Below are 21,315 nucleotides of genomic sequence, written 5' to 3'. Positions count from 1 at the left end.
AACGAAACCCAGCATAACCGCTTACCGGGTAGAAAAAAAGAAGGCACTTAAAAGTACCTCCTCCTTAATTTTCTAAAATATGACTGAAGCCCCCGTGGTCGTTGGCGATTTCCATGTCGGGCACTTCACTGGCCCGGCGTTCGCCCCACACGGACATCTGGACCAGAATCTGTCCCAGAGAACGCCCCAGGTCGGTCAACGCGTAGGTCACTTTAAACGGTGCCCGTTCCCCAGAAATGTGGCGGACGATGATGCCGTCTTGTTCGAGCTCCCGCAGTTGTTGCGTCAGCACCTTTTGCGAAATGGCTGGCAACTCGCGGCGGAGGTCACACGTTCTTTGGGGCCGATTGCCCAGATGGCACAGTAGCTGTGGCTTCCATTTCCCACTAATAATGCCCAGCGTTGCCTCGACTCCATTGTTATACGACTTCTTCACGTGATGACCTCCTCAATAGTTTTATTCATTATAGCGCCTAAGTGACCTTTTGGGGAGTAGGCACCTTTTAGTAACCATGGAATTAATTCCCCAATCCATCATCAAAAGCGTAAAATGAGATTAATTTAATTTTGGGAGGGATTTCAATGATCAAACCACCACGTTTACATATCGGCGACCAGGTCGCGCTCGTCAGCCTATCCAGCGGCGTCATGGGCGAGGCCTTTGCCGCTCACGAATATCACCGCGGCCAACAACGCCTCCGCGAACTTGGCCTAGTTCCCGTTACCATGTCCAACGCCTTGAAGGGACTCGACTACCTCGACGCCCATCCCGAAGCGCGCGCTGCTGACCTCAAAACAGCTTTCACCGACGACACGATTACCGGCATCTTCTGCGCCATCGGTGGCATTGACACCTTTCGTCTGGCCCCCTATCTCCTGGATGACCCCGAATTTGTGACCACCGTTAAGACCCATCCCAAGCTATTTACCGGCTTTTCCGACACGACCGTGGACCACCTGATGCTGTATCACCTGGGCCTCACCACCTACTACGGGCCCAACGTGCTCAACGATTTGGCCGAGTTCGACACAGACCTATTGCCGTATACTAAACGCACGCTGACCCATTACTTAGAAAATACCGCCACGACGCCAATCACCAGCAGTCCCATTTGGTACGAAGAACGGACCGACTTTTCAGCAGCGGCCCTGGACACCCCACGGGTCAGTCACTCCGAGACCCGGGGCTATCAGGTGTTGCGGGGCCATGGTAGCGTCACCGGTCGACTCCTGGGCGGCTGTCTCGATAGCTTGAACAGCCTATTGACCGACACTCGTTACCCGGAGGAGCCCGTCATCGCTAGAAAATACGGTCTCATCCCCAGTCCCGCCGACTGGCGCGATAAGATTCTCTTCCTCGAAACTAGTGAGGAAAAGCCGACACCGGCGGCCTACCAAACCATGCTCCAAAACTTAAAACAGGCTGGCATTCTAGGCAACGTGAAGGCCATCATCACGGGTAAACCACAAGATGAGGTCTACTATGGCGACTACTGTCAGGCTCTGCTAACGGTGACCCAGGACCTCGACGTCCCCGTTATGACCAATATCAACTTCGGCCACGCCTACCCGCGGACCGCTCTTCCCTACGGTTTGACCGCCAAGCTCGACCTCGATGCCAAAGCCCTCACAATCACGGAACCCTACTTTGCTGGAGAGAGCACCAAATTAATCATTAATTAATAATCAAAGCTATCTAATTATTAATAGCAAAAAGGAGTCGCTAATATAGCATCTCCTTTTTGTTATAGATATTTATTTTTTAGCATTAAGAAAATCAAGAAAAAACGCCGTGATGGTTCCTGGGTAAAACCCACGTTAGCCGCAGGACTGGGAAAACTGTGCCAGTTGTGGAAGTGACCAGAGGCGAGCCAAGATGCACAGCCTAGCCCTTTGCCACCCCCCCAGGCTCAAAGTTGAGGTGGAAGCCCACTCTTTGGCTGGAGCTGGCCCCACAGCAGGGCGTCTTGAGCTCGCCGCCGGAAACGGACGCGACCACGTTGCCGTTATAGTGTGCCTTCAGATTTTCCACAAGATCATGGGATGCAGTTTGCAAATTGTGCTACTAACCAAGGCCGCCAGTCTTTCGAATTGATGTTAATTAAGCTCTTTTAGACTGCTAAATACTGTGGCTCAAATATTAAACTATTGCGTTGTCTGCTAGTATAGTTAGTCGAACAAAACATCAACTCTATAAGTGCTGACTGGTTGTGTACCTTTTAGACAATTAATCAAATTTATCTTATGCCTTTCCTATGAGCAACAGTCCCTTACCAACTTTGGTATTAGCCAAAAGAGAACAAGCGTTCATTATAAATTAACAAAGAGAACTTATGTTCGTATAGTTAAGACGTACCATACGAAAACATTTAAATCTAGGAGGAATTATTTTGAATACAAGTAGTAAGTTAATTTCTTTCATCAAGTCACAAATGGATACTGCTAAATTCAAGTATGACATTACTCTAAGTTCCGATGGTAATACTTTACAGGGTTGCGCCCCCGGGCTACCCGGTGAAGATGAAAAAGTCTTTCCACAGCATGTTAACGTAGACCAATACTATTCACCAAATTATTCTGGTATTATTTCTGGAACTTGGTTTAATTTAGCCACCCCAGATAATTATAAGGTTGAAGTATACCTTGTCACAGATGATTTCTATCTTCAAGATACCTGTGATCTTTCAAGTAATGGTCGTTGGTCTACCTCTAAAGCAATTGGTAGCGGGCTTAAAGAAATCCGACTGGTTCAACTTAACGCTGATAAGACGACGAGTTTTGTAGAGTACCCTTACTCACGCTTCGTCAATTATACAGCTCGATTCTTTTCATTGACCGATGCCGAATATCTGAACGCCGAAGTGCCAATTTTTGATGTTGGTAATGGTCAATATATTTTTTACACGAACAAAGTCTATCCTGGCTTAAAAATCGCAAAATTATTACAACGTGTATGGCGGGCAGGTGCCTTTGAATATGACGTTGTAGGTTTAACTGGGGCCGAAACAAATATCCATAATGGACGTTTACCAAGTTCATTCTTAATTCCGGCTAATGATCCTTCGTATGATAAAGACGGAACTAAAGCACTAAGAAAATACGGATATATGTTAAACTCTCGCAGTTGGTTATATGACATTGGCTTATCACTATTAACGTTTACAGCAAGTGGCGATTATGATTTGTGTCAAGAAATTTTAAAACGACTATCAGTTGAACAAAATTCAGATGGTTCATTTGATTTCAGTTATGATAATTACATTGGCGCTTTATTTGAAAATTACGTTCGAACTGGTGCTGTTGGTTGGGTAGTTTGGGGGATGACGCATTACATGCTGAAGACCAACGATAAAGCTCAACTAGCAATGGCGGAAAAAGCTGGCGATTGGTTGTTAACGCAAATGGTTACTGACCCGACTGACAAACGTTACGGTCTCTTGAAGGGCGGTAACGGTGCATATGGCGACAATTATGCCTTCACTGACACTAAAATTGAATGGTGTTCTACTGAGCATCAATTGTCTAGTATGCAAGGCCTCTATGGGCTACTGAAAGTTACCGGCAACCAAAAGTATCAACGTGCATTGGATAAAATCCACAGAAACTTAATTAATACACTGTTTGACTCTGACAACCAGCGTTTCTATCAAGGTGTATCATCAGATGGGGTTGATAAGTCTTGGGCACTTGATTGTGTTACTTGGGCTGGTATGACCGTAATCAACGACAAAGTATTCAGCATTGACAGTACGAAGCTTCTCAAAACAGCACAATCCATCTTCTCAGTTAACGATGCTCTCGTTACTGAACGTTCTGAACAGGATCACTTTAACGAAACGTATTCTTCAACATCACCAATCGCCGGCTTTAAACCATACAGTGATCGTGACGGTGGCTACTCTGGTTCCCCTGAAATTGTCTGGACTGAAGGAACGCTAGGTTATATTGCGCTTTGCAAAAAGCTTGGAAACACCGCAGAAGCCGACAAGTATCTATCTGGGCTGGAAGGCCTCCAAAACCTAGCAAATTCTACTGGCGGTATCATCTATGCCACAGAAACATATGCCTCATTACCCTGGGAATTCCATACCTGGGAAAGTGTCGTCTCAAGTTCCTGGTTATATCTAACCCTAAATGATGTTGAAGCAGTATTTCCTCAAATTTCATTTACCAATGACTTGCAGGAAAATACGATTGAAGCCGCTAATGCTGATTTAGAATACTACCATGATAATTTAGCGTTTTTGAAAGCAATTCCGAAATTTCAAGTTTCAACAACTGCTGCTACGTATACCTTTGAATCACCTGCTGTTGATGTCACCTGGAGATTAGAAGTTGGTACCTCGATTTCTGTACCTTCAAGTGATAAGATTGTAGTGTATACAGTTAAGGATGGTAAGGTAAGCAATAATTTGGATGGAATTAAAAAACTTTTGACAGAAAATAAGGTCTTCTCATTTGATGGATTAGACCAAATATTAGGTAAGATTGCTGTAAAGGTTAAGAATGGATCTATCTGGATTGATACTGCCGGTGGTTCTGGATTCACGTTGCATATTGAACGTGAGCACACTGAAGTCAATAAGGTTCAAGTAGCTGAAGACTTTGAGATTGCCATTACTATTAAGTTCCACAAAATTGTAGTCACAACACCAACTGAAGCTATTTCGAACTATAACACTGAAGTTGAACCAGTCACGAATTTTAACTGGGTTGCTGCTGGTGTTGTCGTTCTACTTGTGTTGGGAATCGTGCTTGTTCCTGGAATTGGAACGCTTGCTGAAGGTACTTTCAGTGGATTAGGTGTCTTCTGTAAATTTATAGCTACATTTTAAAATAGAGAGGTAAGTGTTTGTAATTGTATGATCTTAAATTTCGAATTCTAGCTAGTTGCATGGCAGTCGTGCCTACAGCAATCATCGGTGCAGAATGGTATATTAACTTATCAATGAATGAAACACCCTTAGAGTTTGCAGTTGCAATCTTATTGCTGGCTTGGGTTTGGCTAGCCTCATTGGTTAGTAGCGTAGTCCTTTTAAGACTGATTTCGATTTGCTTATATCAAAAATCAGTTCAGCAGCTTTTAAAAACACCTAATCTTAATTACATGCTAGAATCCAAAGATTTGCAAGATTTGTATAAAATTTTTCAAGCACTAAATTTCAGCTACTCTAGAAAGCTCAGAAATGTTGCAAAAAAAGAGAGCATGGATCAAAAGCGTAAACGCTTAATCGAAGCCATTATCCATCGTAAAAGTTTACTGGAAATGGACGAGAATAAGTTGTAATTGCTAGAATTGATTCTATCGCGAACGTAATAGCACTGCAGAGAGACCAAGCAACCGTTTTTCGACGGGGCTTGGCCTCTTTGATTTGTCATGTATATTGTGCCATGAAACCCACGGAACGTCGTGTGGGTTCGGCCCGGCCATAACGCCAACCGGAATGGAAACTTACGGCAAAGAGCCACCGAATTATTAATTAATAATCAAGAATAGCAATTATTAATAATAAAAGGAGCCGCCATGTTAGCGACTCCTTTTTTGTTCAAATAATCTGTTTTCTAGTTTTAAAAACTCATATTACCTGAAAGGCCTAAGAAACCCCGTGATGGCTCCCAACGGGGTTAACCCATGTCAGTCGCAGGGCTGGGAAAACTGAGCCAGTCGTAGAAGTGACCAGAGGCGAGCCAAGATGCCCAGCTGTGTCGGTGGTCTTGGCTGGGACGCATTTCCCCAGCCTAGCCTACGGGACAACCTTTGAGACCGCACCTCAGGCTCAAAGTTGAGGTGGAAGACCGCCCCTCAGTCTGGAACCGGCCCCATAGCCGGGCACTTTGAATCTGCCGCCGGGAACGAAAACCACCGCGACCAGGCTCAGCTTTCACCAGCCCGGAGGCGAGGCCAACATCATTTTAACCCGCTGGAACGGCCATCACGTTGGTGTCGACGACGCCGAATTCGTGGCGCATCGCTGCCTCAATCTCCTCGCCCAACCGGTAGCTATCCTGCACTTCCATGTGGGCATCGACCGCAATCACCAAATCAACCGTGACCACGTTGCCGTTGTAGTGGGCCTTGAGGTCTTCCACCCGTTTGACCCCCGCAAAGCCCGCAGCCATTTGCCGAAATTGTTCTTCAACTTCCGGGTCAAAGTAGTCGGCCAGGTTCAAACTGCTCTCGCGGAAAATCTTGATGCCCGCCGTCAGAATGTAAATACCGACCAGCATGCTGGCCACCCCATCTAGCCAGGTCAGCTTGAACGCCAGCGCACCACCAATCGCAATCATAGTCGCGATACTGGTCATGGCGTCGCTCAAACTATCCAGCGCGGCAGCCGTCAATGCGGCATTTTTTAATTTTCGACCAGCCCGCCGGTTCAGCCACCACACCCCCAGCATGACGACCGTGGCGATGCCGGCCCCCAGAATCGTAATCGGTTGGGGCACCTCCTGGTCGGCGGGGTTCATGAGACTCTTGATGCCGCTGTAAATAACACTGGCAGCGATGGCAATCATCACGATCCCAGTCAGCATGGTGAAGACCGTTTCGTAGTGAAACCGCGTCAACTGGAGGCGTTGGCCGTTGTGGCTGTAGTCCTCCGGTAACGGTTGGCCCATCAAATCATCGTCGTGAATGTCACGGGCGATGTAGATGCCGATCAATAACAAAATGGTTGAAATAATCCCGGACAAATTGTTAAACGCATCGGCCCGCAACGTTTGGGAGTGCCCGACAATGGCTAAGTAAAACTCAATCACGGAGATGCTCAAGTAGGCCCCCACATTCAAATACAGATGCCGTTGAGCGCCACGTAACTTGGCCAGCTCGGCCTGTTGCCGGGCCCGCCATTCGGCCTGTTCCTGTTGCCGATGCTCGTCTAATTCTTTCATACACAATCAATCCCTCTTATCCGCTTAGTTAGCTCCATTATAAGTCGTTTAACCGCTGCGTGATCAGTGAATTTCAGCGTTAACTAAGTCACGATCCCTAACTAAACACGGCGGCATCAATCTGCTTTCCCAGTTGATTCATCGCCGGAACCTGCTGGGAGAGCTCGCCATTTTGGGACAGGGCCACGACCACCACGGCCTGCTTACCCTGAGCAAAGATGGCCGCGTCATTTTCTACGCCGTAGGTATCAAATTCACCGGTCTTGTTGTAGATTTGACGGCTAGCGGGCACTAATTTTGGCAGCTTGGCGTGATTGGTATTGGCCGCCATCAACTTTAAGATCGCCGTATCGGCGGCGCGCGAAATCAGCTGGTGTCGCCAGATTTTCATTAACAGGTTCCCCAAATCACGGGCAGAGGTTTCGTTGTCTCGCCCCGCCGCGAGGGCCTTTTGATCCATCATCTTTCGCCGGAGCACCGTTTGGGTGGCCCCCAGGCGTTTGATTTCCTGATTGACGGCCGCCAAGCCCCCGACCTCGCGGATGATGATGTTGGTGGCGGTGTTATCGCTCACGGTCATCATGTCCTTTAGCAAGTCGCGATTGGTGACCCGCGTTCCGGCGGCTTGCGCCTGAAGGTTTCCGGTGCCGCCTACCTTATCCGCCTCTCGGAGCGTATAGGTCGCCGCCAAATCAAACTTACCAGCCGCAACCTGCCGATAGACCGTCGCCAAAATAAACAACTTAATATCACTCGCGGCCTTTTGTGACCGATTGTGCCAACTCAGCGTCTGCCCCGTTGTTGTTTGAATGAACACGGCGTTTTGCCCCTTCAAGTGGCCCATCGTGCTCTGCGCAATTTGTTTGAATGGCGCGGCTGGAACCGGCTTCTTGGCCTTGGCGTTAGCTGTTTTTGCTTTAGGTGTTTTTCGCTTGATTACGCTAGAACTGGCCGACGCCGAGCGACTAGATGTCATCTTTTTCGCCGCCTGATTCGCTTGACCACGCGACTGACAGCCGACCAATCCCAGACTCACGACACCGACCAGCAACCACAATCCCCATTTCTTCATCAAAATCCTCCTGACCAAAAAAACACGGCGGCCGTCATGTGCGGGCTGCCGTGTGTTTTCTGCGTTAAATTTACTGCATCCAGACTTCGTTCACTAAATCACCATCGTACGAGTTGCCGTCCGTCAACACGATATCATCGTCGTAGGACGTGTAGCCGTAGTACGTTTCGTGCTCGCCGTTGCTCCAAACCACGTCGATCTCCACGTTGGCATCGATGGTCTTGGTGTCGTTGGTACCGGTCGTCACGTCATAGGACAAGACACCGTGTGCGCCGGAATCCTTGATGGTGGCAGTCCCGTGGAAGGCGGAACCGTCGTTGTTGTTCTGCACGACCGACCCGTTATCGTGGATCGTTAGCGTTTCCTGTTGCCGGTCGCCATCGTCGTCATTATAGAAATAATAGTCGCCAACGTACTTGCTGTAACCGTCAAAACTATTGTTGGTAGTGGTCGTCGTGGCCGTGTTGCCCCCACTAGTCTGACTCGTAGCCGCGCTATTGCCCTTGGACTGGGTCTTCTTCAACAGGAATTTATCGTTGCTCTTTTGCAGACTGAAAAATTCCGTCTTCAGGGCGCCAAAGCCCTTCTTGTTTAGATCCGTCAGATTAATACTGCTCAGCTTTTTGTTCGACTGCTTGTATTTGCCATCGGCATTCAAGGATTGGGCAGCCGCGATGATCGACTCATCTTTGGCCGTCTTCCCCGACGCCTGTTTACTGCTAGATTGGGCTTGCTTAAACGCATTCTTGGCCTGCCGACTACTCATATTAGACGTACATCCCGCCAAACTCCCCGCTGCCAACAATGCAACAGCGACCGTTAGCCAGTGCTTTTTATGTGCCATTTTTCTGCCTCCGCAATTGATTTATGTAGATCTTACTGTCAATTTTAGGCCAACCCATCAACAACTACAATGGCTAACACTAAATAGTAATTGTCTGATTAATAATTAAGATAAACGACAATCATTGTCGCAGATCACTGTCTTAAATATGCTAATAATGTCCTATGCATACGATGGACAGCAACTATCCCTTCAACTCAATTTAGACTGGACTAAAATAACGGAACACACCAACAATCACCCCCCCGTAACTGCGGATTGAACCAATGTCAGCCGCAAAGATGAAAAATCACACCACCATGTTAGTGACCAGAGGCAGGTCAAGGTGAACAGCTGTGTCGGTGCTCTAAGCTGAGCGCTTTATTCTCAGCTTAGAGCACGGGTCGACCTTTGAGACCGCACTCCGGCTCAAAGTCGAGGTGGAAGACTGCCCTTTAGTCTGGAACCGACCCCACAGCAGGGCACCTTGAACCTGCCGTCGGGAACGATCAGCCGCGGTATAATTTTCTCATCCCTGAGATGCCTTTTAACCCGCTCCCAGGGAAAATGCGTTAGGGGGTTCACGACCCGGTGAAACCTGACGCAAGCAGTTGTCTCCCCCGAGATTCACAGCGAAATGAGAACAATTTGTTTAACTTTTCATTAATACATTCACACTTTTGTAAGCGCTAAATAAATTTTCTTTGGTCAGAACGAACACCGCCAAATCGGTGATACGCCCTGGTTTTCTCGGACAACTAACAAACTTTTACCCGAAAGCAGTTGCAAACTGTAATTTTTTTAGTTATAATTGCTTTGTGAAATTGGTACCAATGATTTTCAAAACTTCCGAAAGAAGGCATTTGTATAATGGCTGAACGTAGTTATGACTTTCTTATGCCCAGTGTCAATTTCTTTGGCCCTGGCGTAATTAGCAAGATTGGTGACCGTGCAAAGATGTTAGGGATGAAGAAGCCCGTCATCGTAACGGATAAGTTCCTTGAAGGAATGGAAAACGGTGCGGTTGAACAGACCTTGAATTCCTTAAAGGCTGCTGGTGTTGACTACGTTGTGTACAACAACGTTGAACCGAACCCTAAGATTCGCAACATCAAAGAAGTTAAGAAACTTTACTTGGATTCAGGCGCTGACTCCATCATCACTGTTGGTGGGGGTTCTGCTCATGATACTGGTAAAGGTGCCGGCATTATCTTGACTAACGGTGATGACATCACCAAGTTAGCTGGGATCGAAACGCTCGACAAGGCTTTGCCACCACTGATTGCCGTTAACACGACTGCTGGGACGGGTTCTGAATTGACTCGTCACGCCGTTATCACGAACGAAGAAACCCACTTGAAGTTCGTTGTTGTTTCATGGCGGAACATTCCGTTGGTTTCCTACAACGACCCGACTTTGATGTTGGACGTTCCTAAGGGCTTAACCGCCGCTACTGGGATGGACGCTTTCGTTCAATCCATCGAACCCTACGTTTCCGTTGACCACAACCCAATCACCGACTCACAATGTATCGAAGCTATCAAGTTGATTGAAACTTCCTTACGTGAAGCCGTTGCTAACGGCCACAACCTCGAAGCTCGGACCAAGATGGTCGAAGCTGAAATGTTAGCCGGGATGGCCTTCAACAACGCTAACTTAGGTTACGTTCACGCCATGGCTCACCAATTAGGTGGTCAATACGACGCCCCACATGGTGTTTGCTGTGCTTTGCTCCTGCCTTACGTTGAAGAATACAACATCATTGCTTGCCCAGAACGTTTCGCTGAATTAGCTGAAATCATGGGTGAAAACACTGAAGGCTTATCAACGCGTGACGCTGCTGAATTATCCATCAAGGCCATGAAGCAGATGTCAGAAGACGTTGGTATTCCTAAGTCCATCAAGGAAATCGGTGCAAAGCCAGAAGACTTTGAACTGATGGCTGAAAACGCCTTGAAGGATGGGAACGCCTTCTCTAACCCTCGTGTAGGGACTAAAGAAGATATCATCAAGATTTTCCAAGCAGCTTACGACGCAAAATAGAGTGCGGAGTGGGGCGCTTAGACAGCGAGCATTAACGGCGTAACGGGAATGCCCCCGCACTTGGGGGATTTTCGTTACGGTGTTAAGCGGAACTGTCTGCCCCACGGAGCACGTTTCAGAGGCCGCACGTCTCCGGAATCTAAAATGCATCGGTCAGTCCACCGGTTCCAGGGTCCAACAAAGAGGCCAGTCCCTCTGCGACACACCACCCCAGTAACCGCCAACAACGTTCACAACCAGACAGCCCCCCGCTATCCAGCTTGTGAACCACGTTACGGACTGACAGCTGCGATTGGTTAGGATTAACCGTCTAACCGATCAGAAAATTTCAGTGGCCACCTGGTTACCCCCTCTTGGTCACCACTAAAAACAGATTGATTGTGCATTACAGCTACGAAAAGCCACCTTTGCGGGTGGTTTTTTAGTTTGACTAAGGAAGTTATTCCGATGACAAAATTTCTAACCTTTGACTGTTACGGCACCCTGCTACGGGAGGAAGGCACCTACGCTGAAATCGTCCGGGCCGCGCTTCAGCTGGGCGTTGATGCCAAATTAGCCCGGCAACGGTTCATCACCTATCAGGGCGACCGCAACAACATGCATCCCTACCTGGACTATGATTTGCTGACCCGCAACAATTTACTCCACCTAGACGAACAATTTGGCCTCAAACATGGTTTCGAGCGCTACTATCCCGAAGTCTTAATGGCGCACCGTGCCCTGACACCGTTTCCCGAAGTCATTGCCACGCTCAAAACGCTACGTGAGCGCGGCTACCACCTGATTATGATGTCCAACTCCAGCTGGGATATCATCCCTGCCAATGCCGACAGCCTCCAGGTGCCCTTCGACATTTGGACTGCCGAGGACGTGCACGCCTACAAACCAGATCACACCTTCTTCGATGCCGTGGGCAAGCATTACGGCTTCACCCCCGAGAATCACTGGCACATCGCGCAAGGCTATGCCAGTGACATCATCCCCGCTGATCAGCTTGGCTGGCGGTCGATTTGGGTCAACCGGGAAAACGCAAAACCCACAGCCGCCGCTCGACCAACCCACACGGTGACCACTCTGGACAGCGTCCTACAGTGGCTCCCGTAATCTAATCGCATCAAAAAAGTCGTCCGACAAGTTGCCAGGCGACTTTTTGATTTACTTCGGTTGAACCCGATACCGTAGCAGGGTTTTCGCCCTTTCCGGAGCGGTCCGGCGGGCATCCGTCAGGTAAATTTCGCGGTGCCAGTAGTCGCCCATGGTGGGGATGACCTGCAAGTTCTGCTCGGTCAAGACCGTCTGGAGCTGGGCAAACGTGGCCGGCTCGTCATCAAATGGCCCGTGATGGATGGTCTGGAGCACCTGTCCCTCCGCGTAAGTTTCCCAGTTTAAGTGGTCAAAGTAGGGATTGGTCTTCTTCGCTTGAACGGCAGCCAAGGCCTGAGCAAAATCCGTGGCCGTCAACCGGTCTGGCTGACGCAACATGATTTTGTATTTCAAGGCCGCCTTGTTCAGGTCGGCCCCCCGCGAGCCATCAGTCGTCGTCCAGACGCCCTCCAGCGGGTAAACCGTATACTCGTAGGGTTCACCCAGTTCACCGCGTTTCAGCGCCATTCGTAGCTGATAGGCCACCGGATACAGGGCGGCGACGTGCTCACCGAAGTCCGGCTGATTGGGATAACCCTGGCCTTCAATCGTGATAAAATTCAGTGCTGGCAGCGTTAACAGCGCCGGTTGCTTGGATAAGTACCAGTCCTTCTCAGCTTTGCGCCATTCGTGTTTCATGGAAACCCCTCCTCGTTGTTATTTCCATTATACAAAAAATCGTCAGCCACCTACACTGACGATTCACGAATCTATTTTTCGACTAAGGGCACCAGCATTTCGCCGTGAACCCCGGCGTCATCGCTCCCCGTTACGTAAGACGTGTTGGGACCACCCACGTAGGCGTAGTCAGTTAATTGGGGTAAGATTTCGCCAAATGCGGGACCTTCGAGCGCGTTGTACAGCCCCATTTGGTCCGCCGCCGTGCCGGTAATGACCAGGTATTTGCCAGCGGGAAATTCAATCAACCGTTGCCCCGCTGCGGCCGTCGCAGCCGTCGTGACTTGCCGACCGGCGTAGTAATGGAATTCACCGTTGATGGCTTCGTTAACGGCGAAGGGGTAGTCGTTGATGCCGTCCAGTTTTGCCAGCGCGTGGTCCGCGTTGATCTTTTGCCAGAAGTTCGCCTTCTGCTGACCCATTTCGGGGAAGTTGCCGGTCAGGACCGTATCGATGCCTAAAACGGTGAATGCGGGTTTCGTTTCAATCGTGTAATTTGCCATATTGTGGTGGCCTCCTTTAAATGATAGACTCAGTATAATCACTAATGGTTTCAGAAACTGACACTATTTGGAGAAAATCATGACAAAAACGGAACGGGTCAATACCATGATGCGGTACATCAACAATCGCCAATTTTTTACGATTCGAGAATTGATGAGCCACTTTCAGGTATCGCGGAGCACGGTCATTCGTGATCTTGAAAATATTCAGGAGCTGGGGATGCCCCTGACGTCGAGCGTGGGCCGCGATGGCGGTTACGCCGTTCTCCAGAATACCCTGTTGCCCGCCGTCCAGTTCAACAACGAAGAACTGAAGGCCCTATTTGTCAGTTTTCTGGCGACGCTAAATACCCAGCTTCCCTACCTACAAAACCGTAATACCTTGACGGAGAAACTCGTGGCCATCGCCTCAAAGACCCAACAGGATGACCTTCTGACGCTACAAGAACTGCTAGTCTTCAGTCACACCAATCCGGCCAACACCAAACTGACCGAGCTGACCGACTTTGCGCCACCCATGCTGCGTACACTACTAAATGACTGCCTGACCAGCCGCCAGCTCCAGCTCAAACTGGCGACGACCACCCACACCGTTTGGGTTCGCCACGTCTACAATCGTCAGGCCATCTGGTACGTCGACGCCTGGGACCTGAACGCTAGCCGCTTCTATGAACTAAAAATCACGGACATCGTGGCTGTTACCCCGGTCGCTCAGGAACAGGCGCTGGACCCGGACGCCATCGCCGACGCCATCAAAGCGGCCCGGCCGCAACCCAACGTTCGCTTGAAATTAACGACCGACGCCATTCAACAGTTTAAACAGCATCCCCACCCCACAGCGCCGCTTCAGTACCGTGCCCAGTTCCACCAGACGGCCGTATTGGAATGCTACCTGGACCCAGCCTCGTCAGAACAACTCCAGGACTTTGCCCGCTGGTTTCTTTACCTGGGTCACGCAGCCACGCTTCAAACGGCGCCAACCGAATTGATTGCTGCCATCCGCACTGAATGTCAGGTGCAATTGGGGCAACTACCTACAGAATAATTGTCGTCATCCACCGAATTTGGGTGGATTTTTTGCTTTTCAGGGCGAATTTAAAAAATTTTATCTTTTTTTTAAATTGAGGTTAACTCCTCCCAAAAATGACATTGATCGATTTTAAGCACCTATTGCCTTGGATTAAATTGCACTTGGATGCCTCCAAAACGCCGGTATAACGGTACTTACAAGCTTGCAAGTCTCTATCTTCCGTGATAACCTTAATTTTGTTAACAAGGAATCAATTCAACGGCGCTGTTGAAAATTTAAAATTTTAAACAAATTGAGGTAATAATAATGAACAACTTTAACGAAATCATTTTAGACCTATTAGCTAAATTTCAAGCCAAGCACCCCAACAGTACCGTGTCTCCTATTCGATTAGTCAAACGGGCCATCTACAATTATGAACACCGGCGCTGGTCCTACGACCACGAGTTTCTGGCCGCAGCCTTAGTCATGGTCGGACCCCAAGCGTTTAACTTTGCGGACCTGAAGCGGGTAGCCACGGACCTCTCCGGCGTGCAATATGAAGCCATTAATATCACGGCGGACCTCGATGCCTTTATCCGGGTGTGTGCGGATGTATGCGGCGTCACGCCCACTGCCTTTGCGGCTCGGATGAGCAACTGTGACTTCGCCTTCGCTGATCTAGATCAAACCACCACCATCCCCATGACCGACCGTGGCTACGACCACTACGCCAAGCAAACGGGCATCGTCTGTGGGATGCTCAAGGGCAAGTCCCTGGCCGAGGTACAACCGATTATTGCATCGATTCTTAGCAAATAAGGCGGTGCCCAATGACCTTACACCTCCTAACCCCAGAAACCCTAACTGTTCTCACGCATCACAATGCCGATCCACAAACGACCTACATCGATGGGCGGGCCGCCGCTAACTACGGCGTGCGCCACCGGGTTTACCGACCGTGGACGTTTGACACCGACTTCCTCGTCGCAAGCCTACTCTACTACGGCACGCCAATTCTACCGCCAGCGCTGCTCAACCAACGCGTTCGCCAGTTCACTAGCCAACAGCACGGCCGCTACTTCTTCACCAATCAAACCGACAACATCACCCGAGGATGCGCCCAAATTGCCGGGGTCTCAAACGACGACTTTCACCTGCGACTGGCGCAGGCCCGCCTCGCCTTCAAGGACCTAGAACTGACCCCAAAATTTCCGCTGGCCCCCGTCGCAGATGTGCGTTACCCCCAACAGCTCTGGCTGCTCTGCCAACTGATTGCCGATGCCGACCGCACCACGATTCAACAATTTATGACCCTCCTGTTGGGTGGCCCCGATGCCGCCTAGGAGAACGAAAAGCCGCCTGAATTAGGCGGCTTTTTGACTGCTATTTTTCACCATGTGATAACCTATACCTTCAATATCTCATCCCAAACGAAAAGGCTTGGGCCACAGCCCCAGCCTTCCGTTGTTCACACGCTATTTATCTGACATTTCTGCTTTCTTATCATGATGCCGCAGTTCCATTTCGATTTCTTCCAGTGACTTGCCCCGCGTTTCGGGAACCAAGTAGTGGACGAAGAACATGGACAGAACGGCGAACACGGCAAAGACGGCAAAGGGACCACCGACGTTGTTGTGGAAGTAGGCCAACATGACCAGGAAGAATTGGGAAACCAGGAAGTTCCCAATCCAGTTGGCCGCGGACCCGATGGAAGACCCAATTCCCCGCACACTCAATGGGAAGATTTCCCCAATCGTGACCCAGGCAATAGGACCCCAAGAAATGGCGAACCCGAAGATGTAAATGGCAATCAGAATCATGGTTGGCACGGCCGTCGTGTGGATGTCCATGGTGAAGTTCATCACGGCCAAAATCCCTAAGGAAACGGCCATCACGATTGACCCAAACATCAGGAAGGTCTTCCGGTTGAACTTGTCCATGATAAACGTGGCCAGCACCGTGACCACAAAGTTCACGATCCCAATCCCCACGGAAATCCAGATGGCACTACCTTCCGCAAAACCAAATCCCTTAATGAAGACTTGGGGCAGGAAGTAAATCACGGAGTTGATCCCAACTAATTGTTGTAGCAGCATGATACCGACCGCCACGACCACGGCTGGCCGGGCAATCGTGAACAGCTCCTTGACGCCACCCTTAGGTTGATGGGCAACGGTTTCAATTTCGGCCAATTCCTTTTCGGGATCATCGGTCGTATTCTTCCGTAACATCTTTAACACGCTTAAGGCTTGTTCGCTGTCACCCTTTTCGGCCAAGAACCGTGGTGATTCGGGTAATAACAGGCCCCCAATCAACAGTAAGGCCGCTGGAATCAAGGCTGACCCCAACATCCACCGCCAGTCACGGATGCCCAACAGGTTGTGGTTCAAGAATCCCAGGTTAGACACGTAGGCCAACAGGATTCCTAAGGTAATCATCAATTGGAACAGCGTCCCCAGAGACCCCCGACGTTCAGCGGGTGCCAATTCGGCCAGGTAAGCTGGCGTCAAAGCGGACGCGGAACCCACGGCAAAGCCCAAGATGATCCGGGCGATAACCATGGACCAGAAACCCACGGCCACCATGGATAACGATGACCCTAACAGGAACAGGATGGCGGCTAAAATTAGCAGCCGCTTCCGCCCATATTTGTCGGCCAACGGACCCACGCCCAGTGCCCCGACGGAAGACCCAATCAGCACGGACGACGTGATGAACCCCGTCTGGCCAATGCCTAAATTAAAGTTATTTTCGATCAATGGTGAGGCCCCAGAAATAATACCTGTATCAAACCCGAATAAGAGGCCACCTAATGCACCGAATGTGAAAATAAAAAACGTACTCAAATGTCGATTCATATTAACTTTCCTCACCCTTCATAAATAATCAGCAAATACATGATACCGCTGGTTGGTTGTGTTGTAAACGCTTACTCCGGTGTTAAATCGCTCTTTTGATGTTCACAAAGTCCGCATCTGCTCTAGACCGAATCCGCATCTACGGCGATAGAAAAAGGACCGCCAGGCAGGCAGTCCTTTCCGATGGTGTAGACCAATCTTGCGTATCTTCGCACAAAATCCGTCTACCCTCTTATAAAATTATTTTTAAGCGAGGGTCATCCGTCCGTCCATAATCGCGTAGGTCTTATCCGCAAACTCCTGGAGCCGCAAATCATGGGTCACGACCACGATGGCCTTGTTGTGCTGCTTGGCCAGGTCGTGGAGCAGTTGCCCGACCACCTTGACCCGGTCACTGTCGAGCGCCGCCGTGGGTTCGTCCGCTAAAATGATGTCGGGGTTCTGGTACAGCGCCCGCGCAATGGCGACCCGTTGCGTTTGACCGCCGGACAGTTCGCCCGGATACTGCTTCGTCAGGTTGGCAATGCCCAGCTGATCCAACAGATTGGCGAGTTGTTCCGCCGTCAGATTGCCGCGGGGCTTGACCCGGTCGACCAGGGTAAATTGGTCCTGGACCGACAGATACGGAATCAGGTTGTAGGCCTGTAAGATGAAGCCAATTTTGTTCAATCGCAGGGCATCCCGCGCCTTCCCGGCCAACTGTTGAAGTGACTGGTCCTGCACGTGGACCTCACCGGCCGTGGGCGTCTGAATGCCACCCGCAATCGTCAAAAACGTACTCTTCCCAGAACCTGAAGGCCCAATCACCAGACTGACCTGGCCGGCCTCCGCCTCGAAGTTCACGTCCTTTAAGACCGTGACCTGGTTGGTGTCGTGCCCAAATTGCTTACTTACGTGTGCTAACGTCAATGCTGGCATGGTTTAACCTCCAATCACGCTGACGGGGTCAACGTGTAAAATAATCCGAACGGGAATCAACGCGCCCAACACGCCAGTCAGGAGGATTCCCCCGGTCACGCCGGCAAGCAATGGCACGTTAAAGCTCATCGGCAACCCGGCTGGCAGGACCAGCACCGTCGCCGCGGTCAGGGCGGCCCCGATAACCAGGCCCCCAACGACCAGGATCAGCGCCTGGCTGATGGTCGTCGTGACCAACACCTTTGCCGGAATCCCCTGCGCCCGCAAAACCGCATAGTTGGGTAACTTTTGCATGGTTAAAATATACAGGAACACGGCAATCACGACCATCGCAATGACCATCAAGAAGGCAATCATAAAGGTAAAGGTCGTGTTCTGCGCCGAATAACCGGGTAACTTGTTAATAAACTGGCTCATGGTGAGCGTCTTCAGGTCGCTGGTCTGGGGCTTAAAACCAGACCGGTTCGACACGATGCCGCCAGCCTTGAAATCACTGGTGACGTGGCTCAACGTCCGCCAGGTCACCAGCGTCCCGTAAATGACCGGGGCCACGCTCAGCTTAGCGTTATGGGTGAACCCGACAATTTTAAATTTGCCGCCGGTGGCCCCCAAACTCACCTTATCACCCAGGTGGTAGCCATTGGTCTTGAAGCTATCGTCGACCAAAATTTGGCGAGACGTGGTTGGCTTATGGCCGCTCGTCACGGTCAGTTTGCGATAAATAAATTCGCCGCGGTTGATCCCTAGGAATTGGGCGGACAGCTTCGGTTGGCCCTTAGCCTTGGCGACGACGCCCGCCTGACCGATGTAAGCCTCATGCTTGGTCAGCGTCACTTTATTAGCCGTTTGTTTGGTCATCAGTGACTGCGCCAGGCTATCGTTGGCATCGCTGGTCACCGCAATTTTCTGGGCGTCCCAGGTCGCAATCGCCTGCGTGTTTTGTTGGGCCAGACCGTACGCCAGGCCGCTCAACACGAAGACCAGGTAGCTGACCAGGACGACCATCCCGACGATCAGCCCGTAACGCAGCTTCTCGTGGCGAATCTCCTTGAGTGCTAAAAACATGGTGGTGCCTCCTATTCTGCCAGTAACTGTAGGGCTTGCTGGAAGCGCGTCAACGCCGCATCCCGGTTAGCTGGTCGTAACATGATTTCTTTGATTGTTGCGTGGCTCAGCACCATCGCCGACCAATCCGCCGCCGGTAAGGTCACGGGAACGGGATGGTCGGGCAGGAGACTTTCATTCTCACTGTAGTGCCGCCGAATCAACTCATCGTATTGACTATTGGTGAACTGATCCACGAAGGCCACGACGGCATCGTAATAGGTCGCCGGCGTAAACACCCCACCCGGCGTCGTCTCAACGTCCCGGTGAACGGCGGCCAAGGCCTCGTGATACACGGTTTGGTAGGCGTCCGTCAGGTCATCAAAGTACTTATAAAAGGCGCCCCGGGCAATCCCAGCAGCCGTCATGATCCGCGCAACCTGCGCGTCGGCTAAGCTATGGTTAGAAAATTCCGTCAGTAAGGCCGCCATCACGCGCGCCCGTTTTTCAGGATTTAAGTTTTTAAAAGTCGTGGAAGGCATGTAAAACGACTCCTTTCAAGTTAAAAGTGACACGGTGTCATTTATTGCAAAGCACAGCATATCATGTGGGTGACACGGTGTCAACTTTAGTGTAGAAAAGAACCCGGCTAGTTTCCGCCGAGTTCTAACGCTTCTATTGTAAGTCAAAGACGCTCAACACGCCGATGGATAACTAGCAACACCCCGTAGCACAAATTAGCCAGACCAACTCGATGGCAGGCTAAACCCGTGTCAGCCGCAGGGATGGTAAAAATGAGCCAAGCTGTGAGCAATGTTAGTGACCAGAGGCGGGGCAAAATGCCCAGCTGTGTCGGTGGTCTTAGCTGAGTGAATTTCTCAGCTTAGTCCACGGGACGACCTTTGAGACCGGTCCCCAGGCTCAAAGTCGAGGTGGAAGCCCGCCACTCAGGCTGGAACCGGCCCCATAGCAGGGCGTTTTGAACCCGCCGGCGGGAACGGACAGCGCCCACAGCGTCACGGCCCATTTTCACCGTCCCGGAGGCGAAGTCCAACGACCAAAGTTTACCCCGCCAATTCAAGTTAGTCGGTGGCTAATTTTTGCGGCTCGCCAATCACGAAGTGGCCCGTCACCGCAATCACCAGGAACACCAAAGCCACCAAACAAACGCCCAGCCAACCAGCATGGCTCCACGCCCAGGTGGCGGACAAGGTCCCAATCGACCCGCCCAAGAAATAGCTGAACATGAAGACGGAGTTGTTCCGACTACTCTGTTGGCGATTCAAGGACTGTACGATGGCTTGGCAGGACACCTGACTGAACTGGGTCCCCAAGTCGAGAAGGACGATTCCCACGATGAGTCCCAGCAGCCAGTGGCCAGCCAGCCAAAAAATCAGGAACGCGACGCCGGAGAAGACCATCCCCAGGCCCACCGTCAACCGCGGTGACCGCTGATCGACCAGCGTGCCAATCATGGGAGCGGCCAACACCCCAGCGATCCCTAACAGGCCCAGCAACCCGGCCACGCTACTGCCCAGGTGATACTGCGCAGCGAGGTAAAAGGCCAGCGTGGACCACAGGACGTTGGACATCCCAAACAGGCAAAAGCCATTGATGGCCGCACCTCGTAACGGCTTCTGAGTCGCAAACAACTTGGGTAGCGTGAGAATGACCGGCCAGTATTTCAAATCCTGATGACCCCGTTCGTCATGGGGCAACTGGAAATGCACGATGACCAGGAAAACCAGGTCAATGGCCGCCGCTACTAGGTAGATATCCTGCCAGGGCATGATGCTCCCTAGCAATCCGCTAAAGGACCGCGACAGGAGAATCCCCGTCAACAGGCCACTCAAAACGATGCCCAAGACCTTCCCCCGTTGGAGTCCCGGCGCCAAGTACCCGGCATACGGGATGATGATCTGGGGCGCCACCGAGGTGATGCCGACTAACCCCGTGGCGACCGCAAAGACGCCGGCGTTCGGCGCCCAATGCGCTAACAATAGGGAAAGAATGGACAGCACCATCATGAATTGAATCAACCGATACCGGTCGAAAATGTCCCCCAGTGGCACGATCAGCAACAGGCCAAAGGCGTATCCCAGCTGCGTGACCATCGCCAGCATGCCGACGACTGCCTTGGACAGGTTGAAGTCCGCCGCAATTAAATTTTCAATCGGTTGAATGAAGTTCAGGTTGGCCACAATGACCCCCGTCACGACTGCCATCAACAAGATGGTCTTTTTTGACAACGTTGCTTGCTCTTTCACTCCACAAAACCTCCTACGTAAAAGTTTAAAACTTTTGCGCGGAAAAGGCTACCATCCCCCAGA

At 50.6% G+C, this 21,315-nt stretch carries 19 protein-coding genes; 8 read left to right on the top strand and 11 right to left on the bottom strand.

The features are described 5' to 3' along the window. Positions 1-64: 64 nt before the first annotated feature. Positions 65-436, bottom strand: a complete 372-nt coding sequence (locus EKM84_RS04510; protein WP_125764117.1) for a winged helix-turn-helix transcriptional regulator — start codon at positions 434-436, stop codon at positions 65-67. Between the two features lie 146 nt (positions 437-582). Here EKM84_RS04510 and EKM84_RS04505 point away from each other — a divergent pair, with 146 nt between their 5' ends. The 3 genes from EKM84_RS04505 (at position 583) to EKM84_RS04495 (ending at position 5,287) form a co-directional block, all read left to right on the top strand. After that, the gene (locus tag EKM84_RS04505) at positions 583-1,683 is read left to right on the top strand and encodes a S66 family peptidase (protein ID WP_125764115.1); all 1,101 of its coding nucleotides are present in this window, start codon (positions 583-585) and stop codon (positions 1,681-1,683) included. A gap of 707 nt (positions 1,684-2,390) precedes the next feature. Next, positions 2,391-4,835 (top strand): hypothetical protein, encoded by a 2,445-nt coding sequence (locus EKM84_RS04500; protein ID WP_125764113.1) that lies wholly within the window; start codon positions 2,391-2,393, stop codon positions 4,833-4,835. A gap of 23 nt (positions 4,836-4,858) precedes the next feature. Continuing rightward, on the top strand, positions 4,859-5,287 hold the full coding sequence (locus EKM84_RS04495; RefSeq protein WP_164511310.1) for a hypothetical protein: 429 nt from the start codon (positions 4,859-4,861) through the stop codon (positions 5,285-5,287). A gap of 626 nt (positions 5,288-5,913) precedes the next feature. Here EKM84_RS04495 and EKM84_RS04490 read toward each other — a convergent pair. From EKM84_RS04490 to EKM84_RS04480, 3 genes are all read right to left on the bottom strand, one after another. Continuing rightward, on the bottom strand, positions 5,914-6,891 hold the full coding sequence (locus tag EKM84_RS04490) for a cation diffusion facilitator family transporter (protein WP_125764109.1): 978 nt from the start codon (positions 6,889-6,891) through the stop codon (positions 5,914-5,916). A gap of 97 nt (positions 6,892-6,988) precedes the next feature. After that, entirely contained in the window at positions 6,989-7,963 is a 975-nt protein-coding gene (locus tag EKM84_RS04485; RefSeq protein ID WP_125764107.1) for a serine hydrolase, read from the bottom strand. A gap of 70 nt (positions 7,964-8,033) precedes the next feature. Further along, a complete protein-coding gene (locus tag EKM84_RS04480) occupies positions 8,034-8,807 on the bottom strand; it encodes a hypothetical protein (protein WP_125764105.1) in 774 nt (257 codons plus the stop codon). An 849-nt stretch (positions 8,808-9,656) separates the two neighbouring features. On the opposite strand from EKM84_RS04480, the gene EKM84_RS04475 reads away from it, so the two are divergent. Then, on the top strand, positions 9,657-10,829 hold the full coding sequence (locus tag EKM84_RS04475; protein WP_125764103.1) for an iron-containing alcohol dehydrogenase: 1,173 nt from the start codon (positions 9,657-9,659) through the stop codon (positions 10,827-10,829). A gap of 447 nt (positions 10,830-11,276) precedes the next feature. Beyond that, the gene (locus tag EKM84_RS04470) at positions 11,277-11,933 is read left to right on the top strand and encodes an HAD family hydrolase (RefSeq protein WP_125764100.1); all 657 of its coding nucleotides are present in this window, start codon (positions 11,277-11,279) and stop codon (positions 11,931-11,933) included. 51 nt (positions 11,934-11,984) lie between these two features. Here the strand turns inward: EKM84_RS04470 and EKM84_RS04465 are convergent, their stop codons facing one another. Then, positions 11,985-12,611 (bottom strand): GyrI-like domain-containing protein, encoded by a 627-nt coding sequence (locus EKM84_RS04465; RefSeq protein WP_125764098.1) that lies wholly within the window; start codon positions 12,609-12,611, stop codon positions 11,985-11,987. Positions 12,612-12,682: 71 nt separating this feature from the next. Further along, positions 12,683-13,153, bottom strand: coding sequence for a GyrI-like domain-containing protein (locus tag EKM84_RS04460; protein WP_125764097.1), 471 nt, complete (start codon positions 13,151-13,153; stop codon positions 12,683-12,685). Between the two features lie 79 nt (positions 13,154-13,232). Here EKM84_RS04460 and EKM84_RS04455 point away from each other — a divergent pair, with 79 nt between their 5' ends. From EKM84_RS04455 to EKM84_RS04445, 3 genes are all read left to right on the top strand, one after another. Further along, complete coding sequence (locus tag EKM84_RS04455) at positions 13,233-14,198, top strand: helix-turn-helix transcriptional regulator (RefSeq protein WP_125764095.1); 966 nt, start codon at positions 13,233-13,235, stop codon at positions 14,196-14,198. 291 nt (positions 14,199-14,489) lie between these two features. Next, the gene (locus tag EKM84_RS04450; protein ID WP_125764093.1) at positions 14,490-14,984 is read left to right on the top strand and encodes a hypothetical protein; all 495 of its coding nucleotides are present in this window, start codon (positions 14,490-14,492) and stop codon (positions 14,982-14,984) included. Between the two features lie 11 nt (positions 14,985-14,995). Further along, positions 14,996-15,508: a hypothetical protein gene (locus EKM84_RS04445; RefSeq protein ID WP_125764091.1), complete on the top strand. Its 513-nt coding sequence runs from the start codon at positions 14,996-14,998 to the stop codon at positions 15,506-15,508. A 132-nt stretch (positions 15,509-15,640) separates the two neighbouring features. On the opposite strand, the gene EKM84_RS04440 is transcribed toward EKM84_RS04445, so the two are convergent. The 5 genes from EKM84_RS04440 to EKM84_RS04420 all read right to left on the bottom strand — a co-directional run bounded on the left by EKM84_RS04440 (position 15,641) and on the right by EKM84_RS04420 (position 21,252). After that, complete coding sequence (locus EKM84_RS04440) at positions 15,641-17,023, bottom strand: sugar porter family MFS transporter (protein WP_125764089.1); 1,383 nt, start codon at positions 17,021-17,023, stop codon at positions 15,641-15,643. A 246-nt stretch (positions 17,024-17,269) separates the two neighbouring features. Next, positions 17,270-17,941: an ABC transporter ATP-binding protein gene (locus EKM84_RS04435; protein ID WP_125764087.1), complete on the bottom strand. Its 672-nt coding sequence runs from the start codon at positions 17,939-17,941 to the stop codon at positions 17,270-17,272. Between the two features lie 3 nt (positions 17,942-17,944). Beyond that, a complete protein-coding gene (locus tag EKM84_RS04430) occupies positions 17,945-19,006 on the bottom strand; it encodes an ABC transporter permease (RefSeq protein WP_125764085.1) in 1,062 nt (353 codons plus the stop codon). Positions 19,007-19,017: 11 nt separating this feature from the next. Next, the gene (locus tag EKM84_RS04425) at positions 19,018-19,527 is read right to left on the bottom strand and encodes a TetR/AcrR family transcriptional regulator (RefSeq protein WP_125764083.1); all 510 of its coding nucleotides are present in this window, start codon (positions 19,525-19,527) and stop codon (positions 19,018-19,020) included. Positions 19,528-20,067: 540 nt separating this feature from the next. Continuing rightward, positions 20,068-21,252, bottom strand: a complete 1,185-nt coding sequence (locus EKM84_RS04420) for an MFS transporter (protein ID WP_125764081.1) — start codon at positions 21,250-21,252, stop codon at positions 20,068-20,070. Positions 21,253-21,315 lie beyond the last annotated feature (63 nt).

Source organism: Levilactobacillus mulengensis, from assembly GCF_003946045.1.
GTDB classification, from domain to species: domain Bacteria; phylum Bacillota; class Bacilli; order Lactobacillales; family Lactobacillaceae; genus Levilactobacillus; species Levilactobacillus mulengensis.
Note: the sequence above shows the minus strand (reverse complement) of the source record. Positions and strands in the feature narration are given on the sequence as shown.